The following is a 20503-nucleotide window of genomic DNA, read 5'->3' as shown; positions in this document are numbered from 1 at the left end:
GATTAAAATACAAAAAGCGAATGTCGATATTTAACCTCACGAAATAAAAAAATTAATTAAAACCAATACAGTAAAGCCCAAATTATTTCGTACTATAAAGAAAATATCTATCTTTGCCAGCGTTTTAGTAGCATATTTCAAGATAAATATATAAACAGATAACAAAATGAAAAAAATAAGAGCAGCTATCGTAGGATACGGTAATATCGGGAAATACGTTTTGGAAGCTTTACAAGCTGCACCAGACTTTGAAATAGCAGGTATCGTTCGCCGAGATGCAAACAACGTTCCGGACGAACTAAGAGAATATCCTGTTGTCGAAGGCATAGAAAACCTTCAAGACGTTGCAGTCGCAATTCTGTGTACTCCAACCCGTAAAGTCGAAGATTTTGCAATCAAAGCTTTATCCTTAGGTATCAATACTGTAGACAGTTTCGACATTCATACACAAATCGCAGATTTACGCAGCCGACTCGACGCTATCGCCAAAAAACATAACTCCGTATCGATTACAGCAGCAGGATGGGATCCGGGCAGTGACTCGATCGTCCGTGCTTTAATGGAAGCTTGTGCTCCTAAAGGCATCACTTATACAAACTTTGGCCCCGGAATGAGCATGGGACACACTGTTGCCGTAAAAGCCGTAGAAGGCGTAAAAGCCGCATTATCTATGACAATTCCTCTCGGAACAGGAATCCACCGACGAATGGTATATATCGAATTGAAAGACGGTTACAAATTCGAAGAAGTTGCTAAAGCTATCAAAAACGATGCCTATTTTATAAATGACGAAACGCACGTCATGCAAGTAGAAGACGTCAATGCTCTTCTCGATATGGGACATGGAGTACACATGACCCGTAAAGGTGTATCGGGAACTACCCAAAACCAGCTTTTCGAATTCAATATGAAAATCAATAATCCGGCTTTGACCGCACAAAATCTGGTCGGTGTAGCCCGAGCTTCATTACTTCAACAACCGGGATGCTATACTATGATCGAAATACCTGTTATCGATATGCTTTACGGTGACAGAGAAACTTTGATCAAACATCTTGTGTAAGAAATAAGGAAATATCATCAAGTCATCTTTGCTTTTTTCAAATCTGACTTGTATAAATTTATACGGGTACTAAAATATAAATTCTTACGAAAATATTCTTACCTTTGTGCCTTGTCAATAAAATAGATATTGACAAGGCTTTTTTTACAAAATCAAACACAAACGATCAGATGTTAGATGTTGTCACTTGGACTGTCGATCCGGCAATCTTTACTATTTTTACAAGAGAAATACGTTGGTACGGATTATTTTTTGCCATCGGTTTTCTGTTAGGATACCAAATCGAAGATAAAATATTCAAGCATGACAATGCCCCTGCCGGATGGTGCGATAAAATCTTTATCTATGTAGTCATCGCGACAGTCATAGGTTCACGGCTCGGACATTGCCTTTTCTACGGATGGGAATATTACTCAGCCCATCCATTAGATATTTTTAAAATATGGGAAGGCGGACTTGCCAGTCATGGCGGTGCAATCGGTATCATTATAGCTTTATTGATCTATTCCAAGCGAGTAACTCATCGCAATCCGTTATGGGCATTCGACCGTCTCGTAATTCCGGTTGCCCTTGTCGGTGCGCTTATACGTACGGGAAATCTGATGAATCATGAAATCTTTGGTCACCCGACCGATCTGCCGTGGGGATTCCGGTTTATTGAAAACCTTCATCAATGGCACTATTTAGGTGCAGAACCGATTTTCACTGCTCCGTCCCACCCTACTCAAATATATGAAGCGATATGTTATATTATTGTCTTTATTTTATTGATGTATATGTATTGGAAACGGAATGCGGGAGACCGTCCGGGACTTATCTTCGGAGTGTTTTTAATCGGAATTTTCCTGTCCAGATTCTGTATCGAGTTTTTGAAAAACAATCAAGAAGATTTTGAAGAAAATATGATACTCAATATGGGACAGTTATTGAGCATTCCATTTGTTTTAGCCGGTATCTATTTGGCTATCAGAGCTATGAAACAACCAATTGTTTCCGGCCGTATTGAAAATATTAAGCCTAAACAGAAATAGAATATGAACAATTTTTTCAAGAAATACGATAAGCCTTTGTTTATCGTATTATTTTTAGTGTGTCTTTTACCACAGGTCACTCCTGCAATCGCATTATTTATAGGATTAGCGTTCGCTTTGACATTAGGACAACCCTATCCCAAATTCAGCAAAAAAACATCTAAATATTTATTACAGTTTTCGGTTGTCGGGTTAGGTTTCGGGATGAACCTTCATGAATCATTACAGGCAGGGAAAGAAGGCATGATTTTTACTATCGTTTCGGTAGCATCGGTTATGATCATCGGATTTTTGATCGGAAAATGGTTGCACGTAAATAAGAAAACCTCTTATTTAATTTCTTCCGGAACTGCAATATGCGGAGGTAGTGCCATCGCTGCAGTAGCTCCGGTGCTTCGTGCAGATGACAATCAAATGTCGGTGTCTTTAGGAACAATATTTATCCTCAATGCTATCGCCCTTTTTATTTTTCCTCCGATAGGACACTTGTTAAACATGACTCAAGAACAATTCGGACTTTGGGCGGCAATAGCCATACATGATACGAGTTCTGTTGTCGGTGCAGGAGCAGCATACGGGCAAAAAGCCCTTGAAGTCGCCACTATGGTAAAGCTTACCCGAGCTCTCTGGATAATACCGTTAGCATTTGTTACAACTTTTATTTTCAAAGAAAAATCGAATAAGGTATCTATTCCTTGGTTTATTCTCTTTTTCGTATTAGCCATGATCGCTAATACTTATCTGTCCATTCCCGAGAATATCAGCGGCAGTATAGTATGGGCAGCCAAGAAAGGTCTGACTGTCACACTATTTCTTATCGGAGCGGGATTGTCTCGTCAAGTATTAAAACATGTAGGTATAAAACCACTTGTACAGGGAGTTATGTTGTGGATATTTATAGGGCTGATGAGTCTTACCGTCGTATTATATATTTAGATTCTGTCGCTAATTCAACATTAAAGACATACATGGAACGGGGCAAGATTTATTAGAAAATATTCTCTCAACAAGTTTTGCCGGTGAAAATATAAAACCGACATTGTCGCATTGAAAGGGCTTTTTCTTACAAAAGCCCTTTTCTAATATATAAGTTGCCGTGTTCGAAGGTATCTGTTCATCCCTAAGAGAAATAGTCATATCAATTTCCGGATATGCCGCGGCATAATACTGCAAAATCATAGAAGCGTCGATAATCCTCATCATACCGAAAGGAGTCCCTTCTTCATGCGAAACCGGAATGATCGAAACAATTTCATGTCGGGGATAGAGAGATTCTATTTCGAAAAGCAGCTTTTTTTTCATTTCATCATTATCATACATCCACTCTTTTATCCAAACCTTTCCGGAATCCGGAACGACTAAGGCCAATCCTCCTATATGCCCTCTATCTCCGGAAACCGCAAATACTTTTCCACCCGCAAGATATAAATCTGCAAGAATAATCTGGAAATCTTGAAAAGAATGTTGAATACAACACGGTCTTTTTTCCATAGAAATCATAAAATAAGCATATAGTTCTTCTTCAGAATAACTATGAGACAAAGGGTATTTTTTGATAGGGGTAACTTCATAATTCTTCATACAAGAATGGAAAACCGTCCCGTAACCGAGTCTTCTATAAAAATCGAAAAGCCATGATTCTGCCGGAATCAGTGTAGAGAAATGAACATCTCTCGATCTCATTACTCTAAAAGCTTCTGTCAACAAATCTTTCATCAGTCCCCGCCCTCTTGCTTCCGGCCAAGTCGAAGCTCCGGAAATATAAGAGATACGAAGTTCTCTTCCCCAACAAGTCATCGAATAGGGCAACATCTGTAAAGCCGACAGTACTTTCCCGTTTTCAATATGCACAAGAGTGTTTTCTTCTGTGTACTTCGTAGAAAAATAGAGCCGGACAAACGCTTCAGAATCATTGAAACATTCTTGCCATAAATCGACAACTTGCTGTTTATCAATCATAAAAAATTATTTTTATACATGATGAAGAATTGCAACATTTTTCTCTAATAAGATAGTCGGATGATAAGATAATTTGGCTTTTCTCAATCCGGGAATACCTAAATCTTCTTCTCGGTTAATATAAATATATTGTTCTGGAATATGTTGAGCAAATTCTTGATTAATCACGGCATAAGCTCCTTCAATATCCGTATCGGCTTTTTCAACATGTACCCCGAAAGTATCATGGGTTATAGGCGCACCAAAAGTGAATGCCACGATCTCACCTCCTACCCAAATAGCTCCTCCCATAATACCTAGTTCTTCGAAATGTTGCAGTGCATAAGTCATTGAACGGCGCTCATTCAACAAATCTTCATTATCTGAACAATTATTCTCTTTACACCACTTTGTTTCCAATTCGAGGCACTGCGGAATTATATCCAATGTAAGAGGGGTATAACGATAATTATCGTACTCTTGCCGGAATCGATTAATATGATTTCTTTTCGGCTGATATTTCTTACCGACTAAATACGCTAAATCGGAACGTAAATAGATATAATCGAAATAATCTCGTTCAGGGATAAAACGAAACTTGCCAGGGAGAATTTTTTCAAGCTGATTTTTAGCTTCCGGAGTTATTCCCAACAAACAAAGTGTATGTCCCATAGAACGGGCGTCATCGTCTAATAAATTTATCATTTTTTCCAACGATCCGTTCCCCAACGGTATCATATATGCAGGACGGCGATCTTCTATATAAAAGCGTATCAACAACGTGTCGTCAATAATGGCATACTCGCTATCATACAAAAAACGCCAACTGCACATATTAGCAAAAGAAAAATCACAATTCCGGGAATTACTGGATAACGTATATGTTGTTATTTCTTTCTTATCGGACAAAGTAATCGGTTTAAAAGGTATCATCTGTTTCTCTTTACTTATTATTCATACGTTTTTTTAATAACACGAATTTATGATGAATTGTTGAATCGCAACAAAAGCCCGTTCAAATTTTATAGAAAATTATTAACGAGCCACCCGATTCCAAATGATGCACAATGCCTCTCATCTCCTCTCTATCATGTTAAAATACGATTAAATAATTTGGAATCTTTTGAAAACCAATTTTATCCTATCCCTAATAAAATAGATCGAACAGCCTTTTTTAATCAACATAAAAAAGATCTGACATAATCGTGTCGGAAATAAAAAGGCCCTTCCGGGTAAGGCGTAAATGCTTCCCTGACATAATCAAATTGCCGGATTGGATATGAATCAAGGCTTGTTGTAAACAGTACATATAACGGTCATTCCCATACAAAAACTTGACTTTGTCCAGATCAAGTCCCCACATTGTCCGTAAAGAAGTCAGGACAAAATCATTATACAGATCATCAAAAGACAATTGTTCTAAAGTATATGCCATATTTCCCGATTCTATTTTATCGCAATACTGTCTCAAATCGGGCACATTCCATGAGCGAGTATAACCGTTATAACTATGAGCTGAAGCCCCGATACCTAAATAAGGTACATTTTGCCAATATGCAGTATTATGACGCGAATAGCGTCCGGGCAAGGCAAAATTAGAAATCTCATAATGTTCGAACCCTTCATATTCCAACATGTCAATTAATAATCCGAACATCTGTAAGGCAAGCTCTTCGTCACATTCCCGAACTTTTCCCTTTCTCAATAATTCTGAAAGTCCCGTCCCTTCCTCATAAATCAGATTATATGCCGATATATGAGGAACTTTCAAAGCTATAGCCATCTTCACATTTTGTTCCCAAGACTCTAATGTCTGCCCCGGCAAACCATATATCAAATCAACACTCAAATTTTCGAACCCGGCATCTTGACACAATTTTACTGCATTAACAGCTTGCAAAGAGGTATGCCTCCGATTTAAAAAAAGAAGGTCTGAATCCTTAAAACTCTGAATTCCCATACTAATCCGGTTCACCGGCAATGACACAAGCCCTCCGACATAATCTTTTGTAAGATCATCCGGATTAACTTCGATAGTAACTTCTTTACATTGTCCCCAATCAATACCGATTAAACTATCGAACAAAGAGTCTAATTCTGAAATACACAACTGTGACGGTGTTCCGCCACCTAAATAAACCGTATCGATATTTACATTTCCCAATTCCGTACACCGGCCTTGCCATTCTCTACTTAATGCCCGAATATACCTCTCTTTCTGAGACATATCAATACTGGAATAAAAATCACAGTAAATACAACGTTTTTTACAAAAAGGAATATGTATATAGAGTCCTGCCATAATTATAAACAAAGATAATATTTTTCAGAAGTTAAAGAACAAAAATGATCAGTGTTCAAAAACACTGTTTTCTAACACAGTGCGGCAGATTGCTTTTTTCATTTTAATTATATAATTTGCGAACGCTCTGTGAAAAATTCACAGGGAAATCACTGATTGTCTCACCTTAAATCATGACCGTTATGAAAGTATATCAGTCTCATGAGATTAAAAACATCGCCCTATTGGGTAGTAAAGGATCTGGGAAAACCACACTTGCAGAAGCTATGCTTTTCGAGTGTGGGGTTATAAAACGTAGAGGAACCGTAGATGCTCAAAACACGGTTTCAGACTATTTCCCGGTGGAACGAGAGTATGGTTATTCTGTGTTTTCCACCGTTTTTTATGCCGAATTTTTAGGGAAAAAACTCAATGTCATCGACTGTCCGGGGTCTGATGATTTCGTTGGAAGCGCTATTACTGCTCTCAACGTTACCGATACCGGTGTAATTGTTATTGACTCTCAATACGGTGTTGAAGTCGGTACTCAAAACATATTTCGATATACCGAGACTTTGCATAAACCGGTAATCTTCGCGATGAATCAATTAGATGGAGAAAAAGCCGATTACGACAACACCATAGAACAACTCCGAGAATCTTTCGGAAACAAAATAGTACAAATACAATATCCGATTTCCTGCGGGGCGTCATTCAACGCAATGATAGATGTTCTGAAAATGAAAATGTATAAATGGAAACCGGAAGGCGGAACTCCTGAAGTTCTGGAGATTCCTGCCGAAGAAAAAGAAAAAGCAGCAGACCTGCATCAGAAACTAATAGAAGCTGCAGCCGAAAATGATGAAGGACTCATGGAAAAATTCTTTGACCAAGGAATCTTGACCGAAGATGAAATGCGTGAGGGTATTCGGAAAGGTCTAATTACCCGTAGTATGTTTCCGGTATTTTGTGTCAGTGCATTAAGAGACATGGGAGTGCGCCGAATGATGGAATTTCTCGGAAACGTAGTCCCGTTTGTAAGTGAAATGCCCAAACCGGTCACAACTGATGGTATTGAAGTAGCTCCCGATGCGAAAGGCCCCACAAGTTTATATTTTTTCAAAACAACAGTAGAACCCCATATCGGTGAAGTCTCTTACTTTAAAGTAATGTCCGGTACTATAAAGGAAGGAGACGACCTGCAAAATATAAATCGCGGGACAAAAGAACGTATCGCCCAAATGTTCTGCGTATGCGGACAAATAAGAACAAAAATAGAAGAACTGGTTGCCGGAGATATCGGTGCGACAGTCAAACTAAAAGATGTACGCACAGGAAATACACTCGATGATAAAAATTGCGAGTATGTATTTGACTTCGTAAAATACCCAGATCCGAAATTCCAAAGAGCCATAAAACCGGTTAATGAAGCCGATGCCGAAAAACTAAGTGAAATTCTTACCCGAATGCACGAAGAAGATCCGACTTGGATTATAGAACAATCTAAAGAACTGAAACAAACTATAGTTTCGGGACAGGGAGAATTTCATTTAAGAACTTTAAAGTGGCGTATTGAAAATAACGACAAAATAGCTGTCGAATATAAAGAGCCGAAAATTCCTTATCGTGAAACGATTACTAAAGCTGCCCGAGCAGATTATCGTCACAAAAAACAATCGGGTGGAGCTGGACAATTCGGAGAAGTACATTTAATTATAGAACCTTATTACGACGGGATGCCTGCTCCGGAAAGCTACCGTTTCAATAATCAAGAATATAAGATGAATGTACGGGATACTCAAGTAATTGATCTTGAATGGGGAGGTAAACTCGTATTTGTTAATTGTATTGTAGGCGGTGCTATCGATGCACGTTTTCTACCAGCTATATTAAAAGGACTAATGGACCGTATGGAACAAGGGCCTCTAACCGGCTCTTATGCTCGTGATGTCAGAGTATGTGTTTATGACGGAAAAATGCACCCTGTAGATTCTAATGAGATTTCATTCCGTTTAGCCGGAAGAAATGCGTTCAGCGAAGCATTCAAAAATGCCGGACCTAAAATTCTAGAACCTATATATGATGTTGAAGTTTTAGTTCCATCGGATAAAATGGGTGACGTCATGAGTGATTTGCAAGGACGCCGGGCAATCATCATGGGTATGTCGAGTGAAAAAGGTTTTGAAAAAATCAGTGCCAAAGTACCTTTAAAAGAAATGGCATCTTACTCTACTTCACTGAGTTCTATTACTGGAGGTCGTTCATCTTTCACAATGAAATATTCATCATATGAATTAGTTCCGTCCGACATTCAAGAAAAATTGCTGAAAGCATATGAGGCCTCACAAGGTACAGAATAATGATATTGAAAATTCAAACAGTGATATTGTTAAATATTAATAAAAAGTCGTCAATAGCTTGACGACTTTTTGTTTGTAAACATTTATATGTTAAATTCGCACTGAAATGTTAAACAGAGAATTCCTAAAAAAATTCATTATTCTGTTAAACAAAAAGCGAACAAGGTTGTTTATCTAATAAAAATGTTGAAAATATTGGGGAATGAAGGGCAAAATTCAAAAAAAATTACTGAATCAAGCTCTATAAAAAATAATTTACCGGATAAACGATTATGAAGAAATCGACAATATGGTTATTGGCAGCAATTATGGCACTTACCTTTATCGGGTTGCTCTATATGCAGATCAGCTATATGGAAAATATGGTGAGGATGAGGAACGAGCAATTTTCCGAAGCGGTAAAACGCAGCCTATACGATGTGTCGACAACTTTAGAACAAGATGAGACAAAACGTTATTTGGCCGAAGATATCGAAGAAACGCAGAAGCGTCTGCTCTCATTCGAACGGGGTACTAGTAAAACTTTAGGTAAAGATGTAATTTCAACACACCACCAGTTTTCTATTGTTTCTCCTGACGGCACAGTATCAAATTTCAGCTTTAAAGAACTGACGAGCACGATAATGATGCAGCCTAAAGTATCAGTTACTCCTAAAGAGGACAATAACTCGATAACTAAAACATACAGAGGGATGCAAGAGATGCTGAAAGGACAGTATCTTTACCAAAAAGGATTATTGGATGAGGTAATACTTAACATTTTAAGTACTGCGAGCAATAAACCGATTATGGAGCGGGTCGACGCAAGAAAGATCGAAAATTATCTGAAATCGGAATTGCAAAATAACGGATTGAACATCCCGTTTCAATATGCAATTATCAATAAAAACGGAAAAACGGTTTACAATACTCCAGAGTATGCACCCCAAAAAGAATCGGCACTATTCACTCAGATTCTTTTTCCGAACGATCCGCCGAACCGACTCAACTATCTGAAAGTTTATTTTCCGACAAAAAGCGATTATATTTTCAGTTCGATACGATTTATGATCCCCTCTTTTGCCTTTACGATGGTAATGTTGATTACTTTTATTTTTACTATCGTAACCGCATTCCGGCAAAAGAAGTTGACTGAAATGAAGAATGATTTCATCAATAATATGACCCATGAATTTAAAACTCCGATTTCTACGATTTCTTTGGCAGCACAAATGCTGAAAGATCCGGCAGTAGCTAAAAGTCCACAGATGTTTCAACATATATCAGGTGTTATAAACGATGAAACGAAAAGGCTTCGCTTTCAGGTAGAAAAAGTTTTACAAATGTCTATGTTCGAAAGACAAAAAACCATGATGAAGCTCAATACGGTAGATGTCAATGGTATTATTACCAGCGTAATGAGTACATTCAAACTGAAAGTTGAAAAATACGGGGGTACGATAGAAGCCGATCTCGAGGCAGAAGATGCATGGGTGAAAGTAGATGAAATGCATTTTACGAATGTAATTTTCAATCTATTGGACAATGCAGTAAAATATGCACGGGAAGATGTTCCGTTGTCCTTATTCATACGAACCCGTATTTTAGACAACGATAAGGTCGAAATATCGATTCAAGACAACGGAATAGGTATTAAAAAAGAAGACCTGAAAAAGATATTCGAAAAATTCTACCGTGTCTCGACCGGAAATGTGCATAATGTCAAAGGATTCGGTTTAGGACTGGCATACGTGCATAAGATCATACACGATCTGAACGGAACAATCCGTGCAGAAAGCGAACTGAATATAGGAACAAAATTTATAATTATATTACCTCTAATAAAAAACAAATAATTATGGAAGAAAGATTGCGTATATTACTATGCGAAGATGATGAAAATCTTGGCATGTTGTTAAGAGAATATTTGCAAGCAAAAGGTTATGCAGCGGATCTTTTCTCAGATGGAGAAAGCGGATATAAAGCCTTTTTAAAAGGTAAATACGATTTATGTGTACTGGACGTAATGATGCCTAAAAAAGACGGTTTCACTCTCGCCCAAGAGATTCGTACCATAAACAGTGAAGTACCTATTATTTTCTTGACTGCTAAATCGCTAAAAGAAGATATTCTCGAAGGATTCAAAATCGGTGCTGACGACTATATTACCAAACCTTTCAGTATGGAAGAGCTGGTATTCAGAATTGAAGCTATCTTGCGCCGGGTAAAAGGAAAAAAAGGAAAAGAAGTTACTATGTACAAAATCGGAAACTTTACATTCGATACTCAGAAACAAGTTTTGTCTATCGGTGATAAAGTAACCAAACTGACGACAAAAGAATCAGAATTACTAAGTCTTTTGTGCGCTCATGTAAATGAGATTTTGGAACGTAATTTTGCATTGAAAACAATATGGATCGATGACAATTATTTCAATGCCCGCAGTATGGATGTTTACATCACTAAATTACGTAAACACCTGAAAGATGATCCTTCGATCGAAATTATCAATATCCACGGTAAAGGGTATAAACTCATTGCTCCGGAAATTGAAGTCAAGACTAAATAAGGAAAGTTTTATATCAACAATTTAATTAAACAGGTTGCTTTAAAGCAACCTGTTTTTTCATAATCATAATAAAAAAGAAATGGAAATTATTCATGACCCAGATCGAAAAACATTCAGTATGATAATCAACGGCTATACCGGATATGTTTCCTATCAAATTAGAAACGGAAAGCTCGATATACTCCATACCGTAGTTCCCTTTCAAATCGGAGGACAAGGAGTTGCATCACAACTGGTAAAAGCGGCGTACGACTATGCTATAAACAACTGTCTCAAACCGTCAGCAACTTGCAGTTATGCCATAATTTGGTTACAGAGACACCCAGAATACAGAGATCAATAAAAAAGGATATACAATTTTGTACACCCTTATTTTTACCAGCTTCATGTTCCGGATTATATTTCCTAAAACCAACACTTCTTCCTCTTTTTATTTTTCTGATTCTCATCGCTACCATTTCCGCCATAACCATAAGCAGAACTATAACTATACTTAGAGCCATACCCGTAACCGTAGCCATAACCATATTTTCTATAACTATAAGAGTGAGCCTGCATATCGACTGCATTAACGATCAAATAAGTTGACGTCAGTCTTTTATCTGCTACATAACTATTCAGTAATGCCAAATATTTTTTCGAAGAATAATTAGCTCTCGTAACATATAAGTTAACATCTGCCAAACGATTCAGCAAAAAAGTATCTGAAACCATTCCGACCGGAGCAGTATCGACAATAATGTAATCATATTTTTCACGCAATATCTCAAACACCTGATCTAAACGAGAATTTGTAAGCAATTCATTCGGATTAGGAGGGATAGGACCGGCGGGTAATAGATCGAGATATTCAGACATGCCGGAAGGAACTATCAATCCGTCTAAATCAGTTTCCTGACCTGAAAGATATGAGGTGATCCCTTTATTCGTCATAATAGAAAAATGTTTTTTCAACTGAGGCCTACGAATATCTAAACCCACCAATATCACTTTTTTGTTTGTCAAAGCAAAACTCAAAGCCAAATTCATCGAAAAGAATGTCTTACCTTCTTGTGTCACGGTAGACGTAACATTTATTACCTTTTTGTCCGGTTCATTCAACATAAATTGCAAACTATTTCGAACCAGCCGAAATAATTCGACAATGGGAGCTGTCGATTTTGCCTTTACGACAAACTGATCGCCAGTATCGTTCTTTGCTATTTCTCCTAAAACAGGGACAGAAGTCAAACGCTCTACATCCATACGATCTTTAAATTTTACATTGAACATATCTTTTAAAAAGATAAATAATGCAGGTATCGAAAGACCAAAAACAAATGCAATCAAAAAAGTCTTAGGTTTATTAGGCTCGACAGGACCTCCTGTCACATCGGGAGTATCGACAATACTGGCAACAGGGACTGTCAACGTCTTATTTAAGGAATTCTCTTCTCTCTTCTCTAATAGGAAAACATATAATTTATCTTTAATAGATTGCTGGCGCATAATTTCCGTTAATTCCCTTTCAACTTCAGGAACCGACGCTACCATATTATTAAGTTGACGATTTTTAGCCTGCAAATCTTTTTTTTCTATATTCAATCCTTTACGAACAGAAATTATACCACTCAAAACACCTTTTCTTAAATCAGATATATCATGGTTTATATCTGCAATCAAAGGATTATCTTCAGAAGAAGAACGTAATAAACGTTCTCGAACGAGCAGCATTTGGTTATATTTATTAATTAATTCGGAGAATCCGGCATCAGTAATACCCAAATAAGGAATAGGCGTATACACATGTTGTTTATTGGAAACAAACTGATCTACATAATCGACCAGATTTAACTGCGTCTCCAATTCGAATAATTTTTTTTCGGTCTCCGATAACTCCGTCGTGAACTTCTCTCCTTCATTCTTCACATCTGTCAACTTATGTGCTTTTCGGAAATTTTCCGCCTGTTTCTCAACATTTCCTAATTCCTTGGATATAGAGACAATACGTTCATCGATAAATCGTTCTGTATTCAATGCTACTCGATTCTTCTCTGCCATACTTAATTCATTATAATAAAATACGACACGATTAAGTACGTCTTTAGCCTTCGCAATATTAAAAGTATTCAATGAAAGAGTCAATATCGTAGATCCCTTGCTCAATGCATCTGCAACAATGGCTTTCGAAAGATAATTCGCCATATTTCTCGGATTCGATACAGTAATTATAATATCTTCTTCAGGAAGTTGTACAGCAAAATTGCGGGTCATAGTGAATGAAATATCCCCGATATTTACCGGCAAAGGGTTAGCTGTCAAAACTAATGACTTGTTTTCTCCATTGTAAGAAACTTTTACATCATAATCTTCACTTGATTTCGGAACGGCATGTATAGTTATCGGAAATACTAAACTCCTCACTGTTGCACTATCAATAGATAATTCTATCGGAGTATCTTTGTAGAGGTCTATCTTACGCATTCCTTTTTTCATTACATAATTTGTATATAACTCCAGATCCATGACAACCTGAAGCATCACGTTTTTGGAACGCATGATCTCAACTTCATTTTCAAGATTGTTTTTAACGGATGCCATTCCCAAACTCTCCATCATCAACATATCGGGAGTAGCACCGCTCTTATCATTTTTCATCAAAACAGAGGCCGTTACCGTATAAACATTATTTTTACGTGCCAAGATGAAAAAAGCAATACCCATCGCCACTATAATACTGGCAACGAACCATTTCCAATGAACCAAATAATTAAAAAGTATTTCTCTAAAATCGACTGCTTTATCTTGCCCTTCTTCTTGTGAGAGAATATCCTTCGAATCCATTCAAAACTGTATTAACGAGTTAATGTAACTATAATATTAGTAATTCCCAATAATGTGGAAAGAATGCTCAAACTTAAGGTCAGCATCGGAGGTACGGTATAAGCAGTCCGGGCCTTCGATTTGTTCGGCTCGACATACAATATATCATTCTGCTGTAAATAAAAATATGGAGAGAATAACAAATTCGGATCATTCAGATTGATGCGAGCTACTTCTTTAGAACCATCACCTTTAAAACGAATCAATAGCACATTATCCCGGCGTCCGGTAAGCTGCAAGTCTCCGGCCATCGCAACAGCCTCTAATACGGAAACTCTCTCATTCGGAACATTATAAATACTCGGAGCTTTCACTTCGCCCAATACGGCAATCTTAAAGTTTTCGACACGAATAGTTACTGTCGGTTCTTTTTTTACATATTGAGGATATATCTTAGACTTTATAAACTCTTCGGCTTCGGTACGGGTCATTCCCCCGACATTCAATTTACCGATAATCGGGAAATCAATTATTCCTTTATTATCGACAAGATAGGTCGAATTATCGGAAACAGAAGAGGAAGTCATCGCATTTTCGGTAGTACCTGAAGAAGAAGATAGCTTATTAAAAATCGATACGGATTCCGGACTATCCGACCCCACAGAGATAGATAACAAATCTCCCGGAACAATACGAGGATCTGCCAACAAAGACTTTTGCTGTAAAACTTCTACAGGAAGGCTTTCGACCTTTTGTAAATAAGTAACACGCTTGGTTTCACTACAAGACATTAAAAATATTGCCAGAACAGCAAATAGAGCTACTTTTCTCATTCCAATACCAATATATATATAGGACAGATACAACACCAATTATCAGATCAGATATTAGCAAAACAATCCCTAAGAAATGCTAAACGACCTGCAATTAAAAAAACAAAATAATAATCCCTTTCCGCAAAGATACGAAATAGAGTATTATTAACCAATAATATCCATAAAAAACAGCTTTGGGAAGTTTTTCCAAAGCTGTTTTTTATGGATATTAATATATCTGAAGAATCATGAAAGATAAACATTATCAAAAATTGTATTGCACCATTGCCTGAATACGGTTTGCATGACCGCAACTTTTATCCATACTCATACGACGACCATACAAATATTCTACGCCCAACTGACAATTGGGTGTCACATTCCAAAATACATTTCCAACAGCATATTGTCCATATTTATAACCTTCTGCATCATAATAGCCATGTCGGGAATATAAACGTACCTGACTATAAGATGCCGAAGCAAAACATTTGGATGTAAAAGCATATTTCACTCCACCTAAAAAGGCTAAAACCGGTAAAGCCTGTAAACGCCCTTCAGAGCATGGATCAGGGACAAGATCTGAATTGTTACTATCTAAATCATCGATATACTGAGAAATACCTTTTCCGTACGTTCCCTGATAATAAAATGTAAAACCCGGAAACAAGGTTGCCAGTCCACTCAATTGAGCACCCCATCCCACCAACGTCCGATTATTTTCCGTAACCATGTTTCGATAACTCAATCCTCGAAATAATCCGGTTGCCCGAATATGGCTCGAAGCTCCCCAATTATATTGTATATAAGCAGGAATATCCGGCATACGCTGCTTGATACTTCGGGAATAAGTTCCATAAGTAATATCCGGATTCGGATTTTCTGCTGCAATGGCTATCTGCCAATGTTTATTTATATTATAGGTATATCTTACTTGAACATTTCTCAAAGTTGTATTGGCATTAGGCCCTTCAAAATCGATTGTCGGAGGGATCGATGCCAAATCAGAAAAAGTACTCCAAGACTGTCCCAATAAAAATCCTCTCATCGATACATATGCCTGACGTAATCTTAACGTATGATGATCTCCCCGAAAATCAGTTTCGATATAAGCGGAAAATTTTCCTAAAGCTTTATTGTTTCCCACCAATTTCAAAAAAATACGTGATGTCGAAGCATCCATTTGATACTGACTCTTCTCGGCAGGATTTGCCGGTGTAGGAATATCATAAGGCACAAAATCTACATTGTCCGAAATGCCTCGAAAATCATACGATGTAGTAAGTCTCACATATCCTCCGATACCTAAAGCCATCTGATGTTTTTGATCTACTAAAAGGAAACGCGGAGCATCCGGATCTTGAAAATGTAAAGACCTTGTCTCCCTGAATATATTGACAATGTCTTTGCAACTCGGTCCGTTTTTCCCCGTAAGTATAATAAAATCATCATTAAATAACGGGGACATCTTTTTTTTCTGTGCATGAACAGGCATAAACAACCCCAATAAAACTGCAATAAAACAGATTCTAAATATTTTCTCCATAATTGTAATTTTTACCAGACCTTTTTGGACGATCCGATAAAAACAACAATACTAAACACAGAAATGTTTATCTCAATATTAGATATAACATTGCTATTAAATATTATATAAAAACAGTGTGTCCTCTATATAAAAATACAAGACACACTGTTTTAAAAACCTATTTAAATTTTCTGATAAAGAAATATATCAAGCTACCTTTATATATTCTTCCAGCTTATTTTCATTCGCTAGATAGCCTGCTTATCATCTTTACTCCCACTCGATCGTGGCAGGCGGTTTAGAACTAATGTCATAAACAACACGGTTCACGCCTTTTACTTTATTGATAATCTCATTCGATATTTTAGCAAGGAAATCATACGGAAGTTTTGCCCAATCGGCAGTCATTGCATCTGTAGATGTCACGGCTCGTAAAGCGACAGCTCGCTCATAGGTTCGTTCATCTCCCATCACACCAACCGATTGTACCGGAAGCAATACAACTCCTGCTTGCCAAACTTTATCATATAATCCCCACTCACGAAGTCCGCGAATAAAAATATCATCGGCATTTTGTAAAATCGAAACTTTTTCGGGTGTAATATCTCCCAAGATACGAACGGCCAAGCCGGTTCCGGGAAAGGATGTCGTGTAATCAAATGTTCCATCATACCCAATTCTCTACCAACCCGACGAACTTCATCTTTAAACAACAAACGTAGAGGCTCGCACAATTTCAGATTCATTTTTTCAGGAAGACCACCGACATTGTGATGACTCTTTATCACTGTTCCCGTTATCGAAAGAGATTCGATACAATCCGGATAAATCGTGCCTTGAGCCAACCACTTCACATCTTTGATTTTACGAGCTTCTTCATCGAAAACATCGATAAATCCTTTTCCGATAATTTTCCTTTTACGTTCGGGTTCTGTCACGCCTGCTAATTCTCCGAAAAACTTATCATGTGCATTCACTCCTATCACATTCAATCCTAGATGCTCGTAATCACGCATCACATTTTCGAACTCATTTTTCCGGAGCATACCGTGATCTACAAAAATACAGGTAAGATTCTTGCCAATCGCTTTATTTAATAAAACTGCAGCAACAGAAGAATCTACTCCTCCGGAAAGAGCGAGAATCACTTTATCATCCTTCAACTGTTCTCTTAACTGTGCCACCGTAGTCTCAATAAAAGACGAGGGAGACCAGTCTTGTTTACAACCGCAAATTTCTACGACAAAATTACGAAGCAATTGTGTTCCTTCTTCGGTATGATAAACTTCTGGATGAAATTGTACGCCCCATATATTTTCGCTCTCTACCTGATAAGCCGCAATTTTTACCTCGTCGGTAGAAGCTATTATTTTAAAATTTGAAGGAATCGAGGTTATCGTATCGCCATGAGACATCCAGACTTGCGTATTTTCCTTTATTCCTCTGAACAACTTATTTTCTTTGGAAAACGAAGATAAGTGTGCCCGTCCGTATTCTCTACTTCCTGCCGGTTCTACTTTTCCGCCATTGCTATACGCCATAAACTGAGCACCATAACAAATTCCCAAAATAGGATACTTTCCCCATATTCTGCCTAAATCGGCCTTGAAGGCATCTTTATCGTAAACAGAAAACGGACTACCCGAAAGAATCACCCCTTTTATATTCTGATCGTCTTCAGGGAATTTATTATACGGAAGAATCTCGCAGTAAGTATCCAATTCACGCACACGCCGTCCTATAAGCTGAGTCGTTTGCGAACCGAAATCAAGAATTATAATTTTTTCCTGCATAAAGTGTGTATATAAATTATTATATTTTTCGTGATACAAATGTAATTATAAAGAGGTAAATACGCAACTACTATTATTTCAGCAATGCTTCAATCCGGGCTTTTGTCCCCACAATCCACAACATATCCGTCTCCTTCAAAACAATATTCCCGGTCGGAGCCAAAAATGTACCGTCCATGCGTTCTACTCCGACAACAAGACAAGAATCTTTTTCCCTGATTCCCGATTGGGCGATCGTCTTTCCAATTAACGGAGAATCTTTCGGAATAACTATTCGTTCAAGTTCAAAATGTTCTTCGTTTTCTGTTTCATCTACAGAAATTTCTTCCGGTTCTACAGCATCGAGAAACTTCTGTATTTGTTCATCTGTACCGATCACACTCACGACGTCTCCCGGGAAAAGACGGCTATCCCCTTTCGGAATATTTATCCGTTTTAATCCTCTTTTTATACTTACGATATTTACACCATATTCTTTACGGATATTTGCATCCTCCAAACGTTTTCCAATAAATGCACATTCTCCATTCACTTCCATATGGGCTAAATGCATATTGCGCACCAAATTATTCTTTCTACCCGTCCGACGTAATTCCCTTTCATTCAGATTATCCATAAACTTTCCTTCAAGAGAAACGATTTGTCGTTGCAGCCTTTTCGACATCAGCAACATAACGATAACAAATAAAACTACACCCAACAAAACTCCGGTACGTTGAGAATAAGCAACTGACAAAAAATAAATTACAAATCCCAAACCTATAAAAAACCGGAATATAACCATAAAGAAAAGAGGAACTTGATTCGCCCGTTTATTTTCTTCTAAAGTAAGTAATTTCCGACTATTTATTCGTTTCATAGTCAACGCCCAAAGAAAAGGAAGCATTACCAAGAGCGTAATCCCTACACCGATATACTTTCCCCATACGGAGGGGATCAGTTCTTTCATCAAAGGCAAGAACCAAGTAAGCGAAAGTAAAATAATCCCGACAAGAATAGTCGAATAAAGTGCTATCTTACCCAAATAAACTCCCAGTACCCGCTTCCAGGTGTTCTCAGGTTGTACAGCCGAAGCGTTTGCACTATATCTCTCAAGGATAAAATTCAGTTTTGCGGGCAAATGTTTCTCCACCCAATTTGCAACCGGATCAGAAAGCTTTATAAAATAAGGCGTTGTAAAAGTCGTTATAACCGATACGGCAACGACGATCGGATATAGGAATCCGTCGATCACTTTCAGAGACATTCCCAAAGTTGCAATAATGAAAGCGAACTCTCCGATCTGGGAAAGACTGAATCCCGATTTTATGGCAATTTTCAACGGTTGACCGGAGATCAACATTCCACTTGTTCCGAAAAATATTTGTCCGGCAATTACCACCAATGAAAGAATAATAATAGGAATAGCATACTGCACCAAGGCTTCAGGACTGACAAGCATCCCGACAGAAATAAAAAATACAGCACCAAACAGGTCTTTAACCGGTTGCATTACTTTCTCAATTCGTTCAGCCTCATTCGTACCGGCCAAAATAGAACCCATGACAAAAGCCCCCAAAGCAGAAGAAAAGCCCGCATAAGATGCTAATACGACCATTCCCAGGCACAACCCCATAGAAACGACTAACAGCGTTTCGGAATTAAGAAAGCGTCGGGCTTTTTTCAAAAAAGTGGGCAACACAAAAATACCAATCAAAAACCATGTTATAAGAAAAAATGCTAACTTCAATATACTATAAATCAGTTCCGAGCCCTCCAGCTCATTATTTACGGCAATAGAAGAAAGAAGTACCATCATCAAAACGGCAAACATATCTTCTACGATCAACACGCCAAACACAATTGTCGTGAACTGTTGTTTTCGCATATTCAAATCGGTAAATGCCTTGATGATAATCGTCGTAGACGACATCGACAGCATTCCCCCTAAAAAAATACTATCCAAATATGTGAAATGCAACAAGCGTCCGGCAGCATATCCCAATAACATCATACCGACAACTATCACTAATGCCGTTATTACCGCAGAACCTCCGACATTGACCAACTTCCGAAAACTGAATTCTAATCCCAAAGAAAACAGCAAAACGATAATTCCTATTTCCGCCCAAATATCGATATTAGCAACATCGGTTACAGTAGGGAAAAATGAAAAATGCGGTCCTGCCAGAAAACCGGTGACAATATAGCCTAAAACAACCGGTTGCTTCATCCATTTGAAAAGCAACGTTGTTATTCCTGCCAGCATAAGAATCAAAGCTAAATCTGAAATCAACGGATCTAAATGATTCATGTTCTTTAAACTATAAAATTAAATAATTATCATTTTTCAGAGTCTGTTTAA

The 20503-nt window shown here is 37.7% G+C and carries 14 protein-coding genes and 1 pseudogene; 7 read left to right on the top strand and 8 right to left on the bottom strand.

All coding sequences use genetic code 11. The features are described 5' to 3' along the window. Positions 1–166: 166 nt before the first annotated feature. The 3 genes from QUE35_RS00590 to QUE35_RS00580 all read left to right on the top strand — a co-directional run bounded on the left by QUE35_RS00590 (position 167) and on the right by QUE35_RS00580 (position 3030). A complete protein-coding gene (locus QUE35_RS00590; protein WP_022599588.1) occupies positions 167–1063 on the top strand; it encodes a diaminopimelate dehydrogenase in 897 nt (298 codons plus the stop codon). A 170-nt stretch (positions 1064–1233) separates the two neighbouring features. Next, positions 1234–2094 (top strand): prolipoprotein diacylglyceryl transferase, encoded by an 861-nt coding sequence (gene lgt / locus QUE35_RS00585; protein ID WP_009317148.1) that lies wholly within the window; start codon positions 1234–1236, stop codon positions 2092–2094. Positions 2095–2097: 3 nt separating this feature from the next. Further along, positions 2098–3030 (top strand): YeiH family protein, encoded by a 933-nt coding sequence (locus QUE35_RS00580; protein ID WP_009317149.1) that lies wholly within the window; start codon positions 2098–2100, stop codon positions 3028–3030. 9 nt (positions 3031–3039) lie between these two features. Here QUE35_RS00580 and QUE35_RS00575 read toward each other — a convergent pair whose 3' ends face one another. The 3 genes from QUE35_RS00575 to hemW all read right to left on the bottom strand — a co-directional run bounded on the left by QUE35_RS00575 (position 3040) and on the right by hemW (position 6334). After that, the gene (locus tag QUE35_RS00575) at positions 3040–4053 is read right to left on the bottom strand and encodes a GNAT family N-acetyltransferase (RefSeq protein WP_022599590.1); all 1014 of its coding nucleotides are present in this window, start codon (positions 4051–4053) and stop codon (positions 3040–3042) included. Between the two features lie 12 nt (positions 4054–4065). Continuing rightward, entirely contained in the window at positions 4066–4965 is a 900-nt protein-coding gene (locus tag QUE35_RS00570; RefSeq protein ID WP_022599592.1) for a DUF2156 domain-containing protein, read from the bottom strand. 241 nt (positions 4966–5206) lie between these two features. Then, positions 5207–6334: a radical SAM family heme chaperone HemW gene (gene hemW, locus QUE35_RS00565; protein WP_022599594.1), complete on the bottom strand. Its 1128-nt coding sequence runs from the start codon at positions 6332–6334 to the stop codon at positions 5207–5209. Positions 6335–6516: 182 nt separating this feature from the next. Here hemW and fusA2 point away from each other — a divergent pair, with 182 nt between their 5' ends. From fusA2 to QUE35_RS00545, 4 genes are all read left to right on the top strand, one after another. Next, complete coding sequence (gene fusA2, locus QUE35_RS00560) at positions 6517–8673, top strand: elongation factor G2 (protein WP_009317153.1); 2157 nt, start codon at positions 6517–6519, stop codon at positions 8671–8673. A 272-nt stretch (positions 8674–8945) separates the two neighbouring features. Beyond that, complete coding sequence (locus tag QUE35_RS00555; protein ID WP_022599600.1) at positions 8946–10508, top strand: sensor histidine kinase; 1563 nt, start codon at positions 8946–8948, stop codon at positions 10506–10508. 2 nt (positions 10509–10510) lie between these two features. Continuing rightward, on the top strand, positions 10511–11221 hold the full coding sequence (gene rprY / locus QUE35_RS00550) for a response regulator transcription factor RprY (RefSeq protein ID WP_009317155.1): 711 nt from the start codon (positions 10511–10513) through the stop codon (positions 11219–11221). A gap of 79 nt (positions 11222–11300) precedes the next feature. After that, complete coding sequence (locus QUE35_RS00545) at positions 11301–11564, top strand: GNAT family N-acetyltransferase (RefSeq protein ID WP_022599601.1); 264 nt, start codon at positions 11301–11303, stop codon at positions 11562–11564. A 62-nt stretch (positions 11565–11626) separates the two neighbouring features. Here QUE35_RS00545 and QUE35_RS00540 read toward each other — a convergent pair whose 3' ends face one another. From QUE35_RS00540 to QUE35_RS00520, 5 genes and pseudogenes are all read right to left on the bottom strand, one after another. Then, positions 11627–14044: a GumC family protein gene (locus QUE35_RS00540; RefSeq protein ID WP_022389940.1), complete on the bottom strand. Its 2418-nt coding sequence runs from the start codon at positions 14042–14044 to the stop codon at positions 11627–11629. Between the two features lie 11 nt (positions 14045–14055). Next, the gene (locus QUE35_RS00535; RefSeq protein WP_022599603.1) at positions 14056–14856 is read right to left on the bottom strand and encodes a polysaccharide biosynthesis/export family protein; all 801 of its coding nucleotides are present in this window, start codon (positions 14854–14856) and stop codon (positions 14056–14058) included. A gap of 247 nt (positions 14857–15103) precedes the next feature. Next, on the bottom strand, positions 15104–16384 hold the full coding sequence (locus tag QUE35_RS00530) for a DcaP family trimeric outer membrane transporter (protein ID WP_031258067.1): 1281 nt from the start codon (positions 16382–16384) through the stop codon (positions 15104–15106). A gap of 252 nt (positions 16385–16636) precedes the next feature. Then, positions 16637–18159: pseudogene (guaA, locus tag QUE35_RS00525) on the bottom strand (glutamine-hydrolyzing GMP synthase). Positions 18160–18232: 73 nt separating this feature from the next. Beyond that, the gene (locus tag QUE35_RS00520) at positions 18233–20452 is read right to left on the bottom strand and encodes a cation:proton antiporter (RefSeq protein WP_022599607.1); all 2220 of its coding nucleotides are present in this window, start codon (positions 20450–20452) and stop codon (positions 18233–18235) included. Positions 20453–20503: the final 51 nt, after the last annotated feature.

Source organism: Coprobacter fastidiosus (genome assembly GCF_030296935.1).
In the GTDB taxonomy this organism is placed as follows: Bacteria; Bacteroidota; Bacteroidia; order Bacteroidales; family Coprobacteraceae; genus Coprobacter; species Coprobacter fastidiosus.
This window is presented reverse-complemented; position numbering and strand designations above follow the sequence as displayed.

Excerpts from the sequence above, each read along its gene's own strand:
- QUE35_RS00530 (WP_031258067.1), bottom strand. The coding sequence starts at position 16,384 with ATGGAGAAAATATTTAGAATCTGTTTTATTGCAGTTTTATTGGGGTTG.
- QUE35_RS00520 (WP_022599607.1), bottom strand. The coding sequence starts at position 20,452 with ATGAATCATTTAGATCCGTTGATTTCAGATTTAGCTTTGATTCTTATG.
- hemW (WP_022599594.1), bottom strand. The coding sequence starts at position 6,334 with ATGGCAGGACTCTATATACATATTCCTTTTTGTAAAAAACGTTGTATT.
- fusA2 (WP_009317153.1), top strand. The coding sequence starts at position 6,517 with ATGAAAGTATATCAGTCTCATGAGATTAAAAACATCGCCCTATTGGGT.
- QUE35_RS00540 (WP_022389940.1), bottom strand. The coding sequence starts at position 14,044 with ATGGATTCGAAGGATATTCTCTCACAAGAAGAAGGGCAAGATAAAGCA.
- QUE35_RS00575 (WP_022599590.1), bottom strand. The coding sequence starts at position 4,053 with ATGATTGATAAACAGCAAGTTGTCGATTTATGGCAAGAATGTTTCAAT.
- rprY (WP_009317155.1), top strand. The coding sequence starts at position 10,511 with ATGGAAGAAAGATTGCGTATATTACTATGCGAAGATGATGAAAATCTT.
- QUE35_RS00545 (WP_022599601.1), top strand. The coding sequence starts at position 11,301 with ATGGAAATTATTCATGACCCAGATCGAAAAACATTCAGTATGATAATC.
- lgt (WP_009317148.1), top strand. The coding sequence starts at position 1,234 with ATGTTAGATGTTGTCACTTGGACTGTCGATCCGGCAATCTTTACTATT.
- QUE35_RS00590 (WP_022599588.1), top strand. The coding sequence starts at position 167 with ATGAAAAAAATAAGAGCAGCTATCGTAGGATACGGTAATATCGGGAAA.
- QUE35_RS00580 (WP_009317149.1), top strand. The coding sequence starts at position 2,098 with ATGAACAATTTTTTCAAGAAATACGATAAGCCTTTGTTTATCGTATTA.
- QUE35_RS00555 (WP_022599600.1), top strand. The coding sequence starts at position 8,946 with ATGAAGAAATCGACAATATGGTTATTGGCAGCAATTATGGCACTTACC.
- QUE35_RS00535 (WP_022599603.1), bottom strand. The coding sequence starts at position 14,856 with ATGAGAAAAGTAGCTCTATTTGCTGTTCTGGCAATATTTTTAATGTCT.
- QUE35_RS00570 (WP_022599592.1), bottom strand. The coding sequence starts at position 4,965 with ATGATACCTTTTAAACCGATTACTTTGTCCGATAAGAAAGAAATAACA.